Genomic DNA, 14,911 nt, shown 5'->3' with positions numbered 1-14,911 from the left:
GATTAGTGTAAATTTAGAGCAAAAAGTAGAAATGCAAGTTGGATTTTTCGGAGAGTTTGGCGGCAGTTTCGTACCTCCTGCATTACAAAACGTATTAAATGTCTTAGCGGAGCAATTTAATCGTTATAAAGACGACGAGGAATTTGTAGCGGAATACAAGTATTATCTGAAAGAGTTTGTAGGTAGAGAAAACCCATTGACGTTTGCAGCCAATTTAACAGAAAAGTTAGGTGGAGCGAAAATTTATTTGAAACGTGAGGATCTGAATCATACAGGCGCTCATAAAATCAATAACGTAATAGGCCAAATTTTACTTGCAAAACGTATGGGAGCTACGCGTATCATTGCAGAGACCGGGGCGGGGCAGCATGGTGTTGCGACGGCGACTGCGTGTGCATTATTTGACATCCCATGTACAATTTATATGGGGGAATTAGATACAGAACGTCAAGCTTTAAACGTATTTCGTATGGAGTTGTTAGGGGCAACGGTTATAGCAGTTGATAAAGGGCAAGGTCGCTTGAAAGATTCAGTAGATGCAGCGTTAGATGACTTAGTAGAAAACTATGAAAATACGTTTTATTTAATGGGGTCGGTAGTTGGACCACACCCATTCCCGACAATGGTAAAGCACTTTCAATCCATCATCAGTGAGGAATCCAAACGCCAAATTCTCGAAAAGGAAGGCAAGTTGCCAACTGCAGTAGTCGCATGCACAGGCGGTGGAAGTAATGCCATTGGCGCATTCGCTCATTACCTTGAGGAAGAGAATGTGCGATTAATCGGTGTAGAGCCAGCGGAAGCCCCTTCATTAACAGAAGGTGTTCCAGTGGTGATCCATGGATTTAAATGTTTGACGCTTTTAGATGAAGAAGGAAATCCAAAACCAACGTATTCCATTGCGGCAGGGTTAGATTATCCTGGTGTTGGCCCAGAACATTCCTATTTAAAAGTAACGGGTCGAGCAGAATATGTAAAGGTGACGGGAGCCGAAACACTCGATGCGTTTCAAGTATTATCTCAAAGCGAAGGGATCATTCCAGCACTTGAGAGCGCCCATGCCATTGCATACACGTTAAAATTAGCACCTACATTATCGAAAGAGGACATATTAATCGTCAATTTATCGGGGCGCGGTGACAAAGACGTGGAACAAGTTTTTGAAATGCTTAAAACAAAATGAGGGGAAGTTCTTCATGGCTAAGGCTGTGAAGGACTTTTATTTTTGGAATGAGATTAGATGAAGGAAGTGCGATTTGAAAGTTCTAGACAAAAAGGGCTGTTAAGGAACAGCCCTTTATATTAATCATTTTTTTTATCTTTTTCAAATTCCAAGATTTTTCCTGAAATCGCGTCGATGTCGAAATCATATTCATATAAGCCATCTTCCATTTCGATTTCATAGATGACACGATTATCGTCATTTTCCAATGCTACTTTTACGATCGCACCTTTTGCTTTTTTCAGTGCAATTTTTTCAGCAGCTTCTGGCGTTATGAATTTTTTAGTAAATACAATGACATCATCGTCATCCATATCATCTAGGTCGTCTTTGTCTGTACGTAAAATTTTCCCTGTTTTTGCATTGATATCAAGATCATATTCGAAACCTTTTGATTGAACTTCAACTTCATACATACTGCCTGACTTTTTACGCTTTAATTCAATTTCTGTTACTTTACCACCGACTGATTTTACAGCAATCGCTCTCGCTTTCTCCATCGTTAATAAACCATTTGTCGCTGCCTCTACTGTGTATCCTGTCATTGCAACCGCACTTAACGCAAGCACCCCAGCCAATGCCGGTATCAAGATCATTTTCTTCATATTAATTCTCCTCCTTTTGTTGTTATTATTTAGTATAAATGATGAGTGTGAAAGAATAATGTGAAAATTATTAAAATTTGATGAGAGATTTGAAGGGGGATGTAACAGAAAGGAAGAAGTAACGAATACTTCTTCAACAGAAAAGAAATGCCGCGTAGCCTAATGCTTCGCTAACCATGTCATAAATTGTCCACCTATCATCAAATACATATAAGCATATACGTTGATAAACCGTGCACCGTGTGGGCAAACTATACTAACAATTTAATACAACTCATAAAAATGCGTTGAGTGTTTCTAGAGTGAGGAAGTCCAATGTGAGAGGTTGCATAGGATTTCTTTTATTTTTGCCCTAGACTCTGTGAAATGAATTCATAGGTGTCTTATGTATCTGTGAGAATTTGACTAATTTTCGTGAATAATACTAGATTGAGAAAATTACTGTTGAATACTATTTTTTGATATATCCAAAATATAACAAAAGCTCTCAAAAGGTCTCATGGAGTTCATCTAATGACAATGCTACCATTAATATAGGGCATATGAATTTTTTAATATTCGATGCGATTAAATAAAAAGGGAGCGATGGTACATTATTACGTTAGGTTGGGTTTCCGTTTTTGTACATGAATAGTGCTTCATCAATTTAAAGTTGAAGGGAGAATAGCTCTAATGGGATGCGCGAAAATGAAAGTTTGTATGAGTATTATTTTGTCGATCATTTTAGTTGTGAGTTTAATAACACCAGCCTTTCCACGAACAGTAACGGCTATGAGTACTTCAAATGTTTCAGAACTATTTATTTCTGAGTATGTGGAGGGGAGCAGTTTCAATAAAGCTCTCGAACTGTATAACGGGACGGGGACGACTGTTGACTTGAGTGCCTATTCACTAGAGTTGTATGCGAATGGTGCGGAAACTGCCTCAGCAGTACTGGCTTTATCGGGAAGTCTAAATAATGGAGAAACATATGTAATCTATCATCGAGATGCAGTACCTGAATTAAGAAGTAAGGGGAACCTTGAAAACGTAAGTGTTATTAATTTCAATGGTGATGATGCTATTGTTTTAAAAAAATCAGAAGACATCATTGATTCTTTTGGACAAGTGGGAGCAAGAAGTAACTGGGGAACTGATGTAACGTTAGTTCGAAAAGCTACAGTAATGGAAGGCGATTCAATGCCGAACGATGCTTTTAATCGGGATGAAGAGTGGAGTGTTTATCCCAAAGATACGTTCGAGTATTTGGGGTTCCATGAAATGGATGGATCTACTCCGGGAGAACCGGAACCAACAGATGTTCTACCGATTGCTGATGCACGTGCACTACCTGTTGGTGAAACCGTTGCAATTAAAGGGACTGTCGCTGCAATCTTGAAAAATACAATTTCAATCCAAGATGCGACAGGTGGTATTGCAGTTAGGCCTACCAGTTTGAATGTGAAAATTGGGGATGAGGTCATATTAACGGGTACATTGGCGGATTTCCGTGGGTTGCTTCAATTAGATGGGGCGACAATTGTAGAGAAAATCGAAAATAGTGAAGCACCTACGCCGAAAATTATTACAGGTGCAGAAGTATTGGAATCGAACGAATCACAACTTGTAACGATCCACAATGTCACTCTTTCTGAAGAGCAGGCTGGAAGTGGCTGGGCAAATTATGTTGCGACAGATGGGCATGAATTTCTTGTTCGAGACGAAAATGCCTCTTTAGGTTTATCAGTTGGAACGGCATATGATGCGATTACGGGCATTGTCCAGCAGTTCGATAACGATTATCAAGTAATACCTCGATCCATTGCCGATATTGTCGTAGATCGCACAATTGTTCAACCTGTTTTAGCGAATCCTAGTAGTGGGACTTTTATCGGCAAGACAACAATTACATTGACTACTGGAACGATAAATGCACAAATTTTATATACGTTGGACGGAATTGATCCTATTGAAAACGGTGTAGCGTATACAACTCCAATCGAAATTACAGAGGACACTGTACTTAAAGCGGTTGTGAAAACCGGGGATCATCGCTTTAGTGAAGTGAGTACGTACACTTATGTGATAGCTGAAAGTCTTCAAATTCATGATATTCAAGGTGAAGGTCATACGTCTCCATTTAATAATCAAGTGGTAGAAGGAATTGAAGGGGTCGTTACGTATTCATTCACATTAAGCGGTTCTACGTACTACCACATTCAAACACCTGATGAATTAATGGATAACGATCCTAATACGTCTGAGGCGATTATTCTTTACAGTGGACGAAATGCTTGGCCAATTCAAGTTGGGGATCACGTATCTGTCACAGGAAAAGTAAGTGAATTCGCCATTGACGGATTCGATGATCGACAGCAGACAGATATGAAAGTAACACAAATCAATGTCCGTAATGATCAAGGTGGGAGAGTTGCTGTTCTAAAAAGAGATGTGGCACTACCTAACCCAATTATTATTGATGAAACCAATTTACCAAAAGAGCATATCGATAGTGATTACTTAGCGATTTTTAACCCAGATGTCGACGCAATTGACTTTTGGGAAAGTTTAGAAGGCATGCGTGTACAAGTTGGTCATGTGAAAGCAATTGCACCTCAAGAGCATGGTGATTTGGTTACGGTCCTTGAAAGCGCAGCAACAAACACGCTACATGGCGGTGTTTTGTTGGAACAAAACAACCAAAATGCCAATCGCGTTCAGTTTCGTTTAGAGCCGAATGGTCCAGGACGAGATTTCGAAGTGGCAACGGGTGACGTATTTAATGGCCCGATTACTGGGGTAGTTGGTTATTCATTCCAAAACTATAAGATTTACGTTTCCTTAGATGAAATGAAAGCAGCGCATACAAAAGGAAATGCTTCGCCAGAAAAAACAACGATTGTTAAAGCAGAGGATAAATTAACAATCGCCTCCTACAACTTAGAGAATTTCTCCAATAACAATCAAACAACAACTGTAGACAAAGAAAGAAAACTGGCGCGAGCTATCGCAATAGATATGCAAAATCCCGACATCATCGGCGTTACGGAAGTTCAGGATAATAACGGTCCAGACAATGGAGATTCAAAGGCAGATGCGAGTTATACGCGTTTGATTCGAGCGATCAAAGATGCAGGTGGCGCCCAGTATGAATACATCAATATTGATCCGGTGAACAACGAGGATGGCGGACAACCGAATGCTAATATTCGAGTAGGTTTTCTTTACAATCCGGCACGTGTGAAATTAACAGAAGGAGTTCCTCACGGGGATGCTACGACCGCGGTCAGTTATGAAAATGGAAAGTTAACGTATAATCCAGGTCGTATTGAGCCGAACAATGAAGCATTTAAAAGTAGCCGTAAACCGTTAGTTGCACAGTTTGAGTTCCAAGGGGAATCTGTCATTGTTATAGCGAATCATTGGAATTCAAAATCAGGCGATACGCCATTATTCGGATCGACGCAACCACCAATCTATGGTAGTGAAGTGCAACGAAGAGAAATTGCGAACGTTGTCCATCAATTTATTGCAGATATTAAAACTAAAAATCCAGAAGCAAATGTTGTATCTGTTGGCGACTTCAACGACTTCCAGTTCTCTGAGAGCTTAAAAATTCATGAAGGCGATCTAATGACGAATATGATTAATAAAGTAGAAACATCCGATCGCTATTCGTATGTGTATCAAGGGAATTCACAAGTGTTAGATCATATTTTAGTATCCAATAAATTAGTCGAACAAACAGAAATCGACATATTGCATATTAATGCCGACTTCACGGATATGGCGGGGCGTGCAAGTGACCATGATCCGATATTAGTACAAATTGGATTCGATTCGCCAGTTGTTTGGGAGCCGTCGCCAATTGGAAAAGAGTATAACTTAGTAAACGAGAAGAAAAAGCAAGTAGTCATAGCAGAACCGAGTGTCTCGGTGTATATGGATGCAGCTACAAAGTTGAAGGATGGCATTTATCTCAAAGGGGATTATGCTGAATTAATTGGTGAAGGGTTCAAAACGAATCGTGTTATTTTGCAACCGAAGAAAAATGGAATAAGAGTTGACATGAAAGGCACAACGATAGGTCATATCACAGTCGAGGGTCCAAATAAAGTTGCCATTAAGGGTGCCGAAAACATCCAGAAAATCGAGTTTGTTGCAGGGGCTAATTCGGAAAATATCGTATTCTATGATTCGAATGGGAAGCAGATTTATAACCCAACGAATAATGAAGCACCTGTGATTAAAAAAGCAATTAACAATCAACAAGTGAAAATAGGCGAGACTCTTTCGATAGCACTCTCCGACCATTTTACAGATCCAAACGGAGATAAACTGCTATATTCTACAACGAAAGGGACTGTCAATCTTACAAGTGAGATATTAACACTTAAGCTCGAAAAAGGTAGCCATATCGTTGGTGTCACGGCAAGCGATAGAGCAAAGTCAGTCTCACAAAGTTTCAGCGTAACGGTGACGGATGAGGTGTCACCACCAATACCAGCTGATGACTACTATAAAGATGCGATTGGGAAAGAAGGTCAAGCACTAAAAACGTCCCTTCACAACATTATTTCAGATCATAAACAGCTTGATTATTCGGAAGTGTGGGAAGCGTTACGGGAAACTGACGAAGATCCGAATAATGTAAATAACGTAATCCTGTTTTACTCAAATGAGTCGCGCTCAAAAAATCGGAACGGCGGCAATGTGGGAGACTGGAATCGCGAGCATGTTTGGGCAAAATCCCATGGTAACTTCGGTACAAGTAAAGGACCGGGGACGGATATCCATCACCTACGCCCGACGGATGTTCAGGTGAATAGTGCCCGAGGCAATCTTGATTTTGACAACGGTGGAAGTGCTGTTAAAGGCTGTGAAGGATGCTTCAAAAAATCAAGTTCTTGGGAACCACCTGATCACGTCAAAGGTGACGTAGCGAGAATCCTATTTTACATGGCTACTAGATATGAAACAGGCGACCGTGTCGATCTTGAATTGAACGACAAACTTAATAACGGGTCGGCTCCATATCATGGAAAGCTTTCAGTTCTATTAGAGTGGCATGTAATGGATCCTGTAGACGATTTTGAGAGAAATCGAAATGAGGTTATCTTCAAATGGCAAGGCAATCGTAATCCGTTTATAGATCATCCGGAGTGGGTTGAATTAATTTGGAACAAGTATGATTCGACAGATTTGCAGAGGGCATCTTAAATTGAAAATACTAGTCTAAGTCATATTGAGTCATAGAAAAGTAGAGTGGGACATACATTGGCAAAGTACCAATTTACAAGAATTGAAATTCTTTATATTAGGAAGGATGTGTTCTTTATAGAATACTAGTAGCAAGTAAGGTGGACAAAATTAGAATATCATATAGAAAAATAATCTGTACCTAGGAGGGTATTTAATGAAGAAGAAATTTATTAATCGATTATTTAGTTCTTTCTTAGTACTAGCTATGATTTTTTCGTTATTTAGTCCAATACAAGCTGCATCAGCAAACGAATTAAAACCATTTAAACCAACAACACAAAGCGAAAGCACGATGCAATTAAAGGCAGCGATTGCCGATCAATTAAATGTGCTAGATGGTGGACCGAAACTACACAAAGAGTTACAAGGTCTATCTGGTAATCAAGACGTTGCAGTAATCATTCACTTATCTGAGAAACCGGTCGCTCTTGAAAAAGGTATACACAACTTAAGTGGGAAAGCTTTCTCTTCCTCACAAGAACGTCAATTACGAACGAAAGTCCAATCACAGCAAGCTTTTGTACAAAAAGAGTTAAGTATAAAAAATATAAATTTTGAGCAAGGATATACATTCGATACCGTATTAAATGGATTTGCAGCAACAGTAAAAGCGGATGACCTGGACAAACTCCTAACAATTCAAGGCATTACGCTAGTAGAGCCTGACACAATTGTTCATGCGCTAGAACAACCATTAAAAACGAAACCAACTACGTCATCGAATCCACTGAAAGAAACGCAAGTGGATGCAATGATGAATACAAGTAATTCATTCCTAGGCATTGAAAAGCTTTGGAACGAAGGATTTGAAGGACAAGGCATTAAAGTTGCTGTACTTGATACAGGAATCGATGCAGATCATCCAGAGTTTGCGGGAATCTATAAAGGTGGAAAAAACTTTATTCCTAATTCCTCTACTTATACAAAAAATCGTGCCGATGATGATGCATCGGAAACTTCACCTGTGGAACGTCCAGCGAATGTTCCTGAATTTAATGAAAGAGGAAGTGCGTTCTATACGTCACATGGGTCGCACGTAGCAGGGACAATCGCTGCAATCGGTGCGAACGAATATGGTATTAAAGGAATTGCACCTAAAGTGGATTTATATGCATACCGTGTGCTCGGTGCATATGGAAGTGGATCTAGTTCTGGTATTGTGAAAGCAATTGATACAGCTGTCATTGAAAAGATGGATGTCATAAACCTTTCACTAGGTGGAGGGGCTAACACAGAGACAGATAGTGGATCGTTTGCTATAAATAATGCGATGATGGCTGGAACAATTGCTGTCGTAGCAACAGGTAATGATGGTCCTAATCGTGGCACAATGGGTACGCCAGCAACAGGTCGTTTAGGAATTGCAGTAGGTAATACAACGAACCCAGAGGTAATGCATAATGGACAAGTCAATGTCGCAGTTGGAAGTTATAATTTGACGAAACAATTGCAATTGATGGGGACAACATTTGGACAAGATTTAGCGACACAACTTCAAGGTGAGTTTGAAATTGTTGCTGTTCCTGGAAACGGGGAAGCAAAAGATTATACTGGAATCGACGTTAACGGGAAGGTTGCATTGATTTCTCGTGGAGGAATTGCATTTGTTGATAAAATTGCTTATGCAAAAGAACAGGGTGCAATCGCAACGATTATCCATAACTTTGCGGGTGGTTCAAATGCGCCAAATCCATCTGGAACATTCCTAGGGGATTCATTTGCATTCTTACCATCATATGATATGTCTCAAATAGATGGAGAAGCAATTCGAGCAGCATTAAAAGAGGGAGCAGGAACGATTACTTTTGGTAACTTCGGCTCCACTCAAACAGCAGGTGATGATGTAAACGACTCGAGTTCACGTGGACCATCCACACCGAATTTTGATATTAAACCAGATGTAAGTGCACCTGGTACAAATATTATGTCGACAATTCCAATGTACAAAGCGGATTTTCCTGACGTAAATTATGACCAGGCATATGACCGTAAAACAGGTACGTCAATGGCTACTCCGCATATCGCGGGTATTGTTGCGCTTGTAAAACAGGCAAACCCGGATTGGAATGCGTTTGATGTAAAAGTTGCACTTTCGAATACGGCGAAAGTACTTGATCAATCTAAATATGATGTATTCGCTCAAGGTGCTGGTCGAGTAGACGCATATGCTGCTGCACACCCAAGTGTACTTGCCTATGCACTTGATAAAGCAGTGTTAGACGGAAGTGGATCAATTGTTGATAACTTGAAAGGTACTGTGACATTCGGTCCTCAGTCATTATCTGAAAATGTATCTGTTACAAAACAAATTCTTGTAAAAGATACGAAGGGTAGCGGTGGGGATTATAGTGTGACAGTTGATGTTACTAAGTCATTTGGGGATGCTCAAGTGACTGTTGATCAATCGACATTTACTTTAGCTGGAGAGCAGTTGCTAAATGTTACATTAACAGCTTCAAAAGCTACAGCTCCAAAAGGTTCAGAAATTTTAGGATCTATCCACATTAACGGTGGAGATTCTGCAATCTCCTTGCCATTTGCGGCAGACTTTAGTGAAGCAGCTTCAGTAGCAATTACGAATATGGATATAACTGAAACAGACCTATCCTTTAATAAAGACGGTGTGAAAGATTCGGCAGTACTTTCATTCACACTGACAGGCGATGTAGCAACTAACTATATCGAAGTTTGGGATATTATGAATCCTGAAGGTGGAGAATATGGGGATGGTTACATTGGTTATTTACATGGTGCTACTTCTCTTGGAAAAGGATCGTATACGTTAAATGTAGCGGGTCAGTACAGACCATGGAGCGGTGCACCTGCAACAACGATTCCAGATGGTTTGTATACTATCGACTTTACAGCACAGGCACCTTCAGAGATCATAAGTGACTATGTTGGACCTATTATCGTAAAAACAACAAAACCAGAAATTACAGGTTCAGTTACTGAAAAAGTCGCAACTGGTAAAGTAATTGATAAATATCTAGACTATAATGAAGAATTATATTTGTATGGAATGGAATTTGACTTAAATGAAAAGCTACATGCGTCTTATATTCCAACGATTAACGGAAAAGAGGCTGAAGCTGTTCCGTTCAATCTAGCACAAGATGGTACATTCACATTCCCTGTAACAGACGAGACAGAAGCTGTGAAAGTTATCGTAAAAGATGAAGCGGGGAATGTTGGAGAAGCATTAATTTTTGAAAAAGAAAAACCTGAAGCAGTCGTAACACTGGCAGTTAACCCTACAGAACTAAAATTAAAGTCAGGTGAAAAGGGCCAAGTAACTGTTACGGAAACGACAACTCCAGAAAAAGGAGATCCTACGAACAAAGACGTAACTACTGAGGCAACGTATGTTGTTGCTGATGAAATGGTTGCAACGGTTTCAAACGGAGTGGTAACTGCAGTGGGACAAGGTTCTACGACAATTACCATTACTCATGGTAAAAATGAAGTAAAAGTAAATGTAACTGTAGTGGATCCTGAAGTTGTTGTACCAGGTGTGGCACTGAATGCAAACAAAACTGAAATTGATTTGCAAAAGGGTAAAGAATCACAATTGGTGATTAAAGAAGTAACAACGGCAGCAGACGGAACAACAAAACAAAAAGACGTAACAAAAGCAGCTACGTACAAGGTAGCAGATAACAATGTTGCTTCTGTAAAGAATGGCTTAATCAAGGCTAAAAATGCTGGGGCAACAACAATTACTGTTAAATACGGGAAAAATGAATTGCTGGTCAATGTAACGGTTACAGAATCCGTTGTAACACTAAGTGCGAACAAAACACAATTCGATTTAGAACTTGGAAAAGAAGCGAAATTAGTCATTAAAGAAGTAACAACAGCAGCAGACGGAACAACAAAACAAAAAGACGTAACAACAGCTGCTACGTATAAATTATCAGATAACAACGTTGCTTCTGTAAAGAATGGTTTGATCGTTTCTAAAAATCCAGGTAGCACTGCGATTACAGTGAAGTATGGTAAAAATGAGTTAATGGTTAATGTGACGGTTACTGAACGTGGTATAACGTTAACGACAAACAAAACAGATATCACGTTAGAATCTGGAAAAGAGTCACAATTAACGATAAAAGAAGTAACAACATTGCCAAATGGAACTACAAAGGAAACAAATGTAACAAAAGCTGCAACGTATGAAGTAGCGGATGGAAATGTAGCTTCTGTAAAGAATGGTTTAGTAACAGCAAAAGAAGCTGGAAGTACAACAATTACTGTGAAGTATGGTAAAAATCAACTAACGGTAAATGTAACGGTTACAAAGCCAGTTGTGACATTGACAGTAAACAAAACACAACTCGGTTTGGAACCAGGTAAAGAAGCGCAACTAGTCATTAAAGAAGTCGTAACAGGGGCAGACGGTAAAACAAAAGAAACTAACGTTACAAACTTAGCAACTTATACAGTTGCACAAAGTAAAGTGGCTTCTGTAACAAATGGTCTAGTAAGAGCTAAAAATGAAGGAAATACAACAATCACAGTGAAATATGGTGGAAACGAACTAACTGTAGATGTAAATGTGACAGTTCCGGTAGTGACATTGACTACAGATAAAACACAGGTTGAATTGGAAGCTGGAAAAGAATCAAAACTGACGATTAAAGAAATCACAACAACTGCAGATGGAAAAACAACTGAAAAAAATGTAACTCAAAACGCTACGTATAAAGTAGCAGATAATAAAGTAGCTACTGTAAGCGAGGGATTAATAAGAGCAAAAGCAGCAGGTGAAACAGCCATCACTGTCAAGTACGGAAAAAATGAGTTAATTGTAAATGTCATTGTGAAAGAACCTACAGTGACAATCAGCGTAGACCAAACGCAACTTGAATTGGGAGCTGGACAAGAAGCACAACTAACTGTTAAAGAAGTAACAACTTCAGTTGATGGGAAAACAACTGAAAGAGATGTAACAACTGCTGCAAAATATCAAGTAGCAGATAATAAAGTGGCTACTGTCTCGAACGGTTTAGTAAGAGCAAAAGCAGCAGGTAGTACAACAATCACAGTCGTATACAATAAAGTAGAATTAACTGTAAATGTGATTGTAACAGAACCTGAAGTAACACTTGTTGCAAGCAATACAGAACTAAATCTGAACCTTAATCATGAAGTACAACTAATCATTACAGAAGTAACAACAGCACCAGATGGGACAGTAACAGAAAGAGATGTTACAAGTGCCGCAAAATATTATGTAGAAGACAAAAAAGTGGTTTCTGTATTGAATGGTTTAGTAAGACCGAAAAAGATTGAAGGTACGACAAAAATTACTGTGAAATACGGTAAGAATGAATTAATCATTGATGTGAACGTTGGAAACTTTATGACATCTGATGGTACTCTAATGATTGACGATATTTTCATAATTGATGATTCGTTCAAAACTGAGGGCAATTTCATAACTGAAGACATTCTAATAACTGATGTTATGCCAATCGAATTTTGATCTCTATTCGATTAGGTAAGTAGAAACGATTCTTCAATTCATAAAGAAGTAAGAAAGATTACAAGTTTGAAGTAGCTAGAAATTTAGCTGCTTCTTTTTTTTATTGAAAAGTAGATACCTTGTACCAACTCATTGCATAAGTCTGCACCATTTCCTGTAACCAACACTCTTCAACCGAAAAATAATCCCGCGTAACTACGAAAAAACCACCCTCTCCACATACGGAAAGAATAGTTTCCTATTATAAATCTTAAAACAACTGTCATGATGTAAACAATGATGACGCTATATAAATAGGAGAAACATATAAACAACTTGCTCTTTACGATGGACCACCATATATTTAAAAGTAGTTCTGCACTTCTATTGAGCAACAAACTTCTAGAAAAGAGCTGTGTTAAATTGGTACATTTCTATTATTAATCTAATAGGAAATGAATGAAAATAAAAAAACATTGAGTACGAAGAATAATTAAATGGAACTTTAACTAGAGGAGTGTATTTTAATGTCAGTAATGGAACGTAATAATGTTAAAATAGTTGGAGAAGGTACACAAGTAATAATGTTTGGGCATGGTTTTGGCTGTAGTCAAGAAATGTGGCAATATATTGTGCCAGCTTTTGAAAAGGATTATCGTATTATTTTATTTGATTATATTGGTTCTGGGCATTCAGACGCCCATTTTTATACGAGTGAACGTTACAGCTCACTGCAAGGATATGCACAGGATGTACTTGATATAGTGGAAGAATTGCAACTTGAAGAATTGATCTTTGTTGGACATTCGATTAGCGGGATGATTGGCATGCTTGCGGCCATTGCAAAACCACAGCAATTTAGTAAGTTAATTATGGTGGGCCCTTCCCCGTGTTATATAAATGAAGGAGACTATCAAGGTGGTTTTGAAAAGAGTGACATTGAAGAGTTATTAACGATGATGGAAATGAACTTTACAGGATGGGCGAGTTACTTAGCCCCAGTTGCAATGCACGAAGAAAATAAGCATCATGCTGCGACGTTAGAAGATAGCTTTGTTTCAACGAATCCACGTATTGCGCGAGAGTTTGCAGAAGTGACATTTTTTGCGGATTATCGCCATCGTTTGCATGAATTACAAACCCCGACGCTCCTGCTCCAATGTGCAGAAGATAGCATCGTTCCTTTAAATGTAGGGGTATACTTACAGGAACATATTAAAAATAGCGAATTGCAAGTGATGGAAGCAAAAGGGCATTACCCACATATGAGCCATCCTATTGAAACGATAGAGAAGATTAAAGCTTACATTTAAAATTAGGAGTGATAATTATGGATGCACGGTTAAACGAAGTGCCATGTGGCTTTTTAACAATGGAGCAAAATGGCGATATTATTGAAGTTAACCGTACATTGATAGAATGGACGGGCTATGAAAAGCAGCAATTTATGAATGTGCATATCGAAAAATTTCTAACAGTTGCAAATAAGCTCATTTTCCATTCTTATTTTTACCCAAATATCAATATATACGGTTATGTATGTGAATTTTTTATTCATTTACGACACGCGGATGGCAAAAATATTGCTTATTTAATGAATGCACGTCGGTACGAAAGAGATGGGATGGAAGTAACGGATTGTATTTTGGTTAAGATGGAGAAGCGCATTAATTGTGAGTTAGAGCTGCGTACAACGAAAGCAAATTTAGAAGCAGCTTATAAAGAACAAAAACATGTATTAGCAGAAATCAGAGTATTGAATGAGGAAATCACGTTAAAGCAACAAGAACTAATGAAAATCAATACGAAGCTATTAGAAGTATCAAATACGGATCATTTGACAAGTATCGCGAATCGTCGCTATTTCCAAGAGAAAATCGAGTCGTATGTAAATACATTTGAAAAAAAGAGGCAGATTTTTTCCCTTTGTATTTTAGATATCGATTTTTTCAAAAAAGTAAACGATACATTTGGTCATATAGTTGGCGATGTAGTGCTCAGAAAATTAGCAGAACTATTGAAAACAGCTTTACGTCCACAAGATTTCCTTGCACGTTATGGTGGAGAAGAATTCGTTATTATTTTCCCGAATGCGAATGAAATAGAAGCACTAAACATGGCGCAATTTTTAAATAAAATGGTCCAACAAGCGAATTGGAGTGAAGTCGGTAGCTTAACGATTAGTTTAGGTGTCGCAACATGTGAAAAAAAATGTACTATAACGTCTCTAATTGCAGCTGCTGATGAAGCGTTATACGCATCTAAACGCAACGGACGCAACCGGGCTACGCATTATGATTTCATGATTAAAGAGTGATAAAACGGCAGCGCTTGAGTGTCCGAAATGTCATAGTGCTATGTATGAAACGTAAAACAAGC

General features: G+C 38.7%; 6 protein-coding genes. 5 read left to right on the top strand and 1 reads right to left on the bottom strand.

The window, feature by feature from the left end:
• The first annotated feature begins 31 nt into the window (after positions 1-31).
• Positions 32-1,183: a tryptophan synthase subunit beta gene (gene trpB / locus ACQKIH_RS02195; RefSeq protein WP_427763429.1), complete on the top strand. Its 1,152-nt coding sequence runs from the start codon at positions 32-34 to the stop codon at positions 1,181-1,183.
• A gap of 119 nt (positions 1,184-1,302) precedes the next feature.
• On the opposite strand, the gene ACQKIH_RS02190 is transcribed toward trpB, so the two are convergent.
• A complete protein-coding gene (locus tag ACQKIH_RS02190; protein ID WP_427763197.1) occupies positions 1,303-1,827 on the bottom strand; it encodes a PepSY domain-containing protein in 525 nt (174 codons plus the stop codon).
• Between the two features lie 672 nt (positions 1,828-2,499).
• On the opposite strand from ACQKIH_RS02190, the gene ACQKIH_RS02185 reads away from it, so the two are divergent.
• The 4 genes from ACQKIH_RS02185 (at position 2,500) to ACQKIH_RS02170 (ending at position 14,849) form a co-directional block, all read left to right on the top strand.
• On the top strand, positions 2,500-7,026 hold the full coding sequence (locus ACQKIH_RS02185; RefSeq protein ID WP_427763196.1) for an endonuclease: 4,527 nt from the start codon (positions 2,500-2,502) through the stop codon (positions 7,024-7,026).
• A gap of 196 nt (positions 7,027-7,222) precedes the next feature.
• A complete protein-coding gene (locus tag ACQKIH_RS02180; RefSeq protein WP_427763194.1) occupies positions 7,223-12,553 on the top strand; it encodes a S8 family serine peptidase in 5,331 nt (1,776 codons plus the stop codon).
• A 506-nt stretch (positions 12,554-13,059) separates the two neighbouring features.
• Positions 13,060-13,845, top strand: coding sequence for an alpha/beta fold hydrolase (locus ACQKIH_RS02175; RefSeq protein WP_427763193.1), 786 nt, complete (start codon positions 13,060-13,062; stop codon positions 13,843-13,845).
• 17 nt (positions 13,846-13,862) lie between these two features.
• Positions 13,863-14,849: a sensor domain-containing diguanylate cyclase gene (locus ACQKIH_RS02170; RefSeq protein WP_427763192.1), complete on the top strand. Its 987-nt coding sequence runs from the start codon at positions 13,863-13,865 to the stop codon at positions 14,847-14,849.
• The last annotated feature ends 62 nt before the right edge of the window (positions 14,850-14,911 follow it).

Origin of the sequence: Solibacillus cecembensis (assembly GCF_050272495.1) — a bacterium.
Lineage (GTDB): Bacteria > Bacillota > Bacilli > Bacillales_A > Planococcaceae > Solibacillus > Solibacillus cecembensis.
This window is presented reverse-complemented; position numbering and strand designations above follow the sequence as displayed.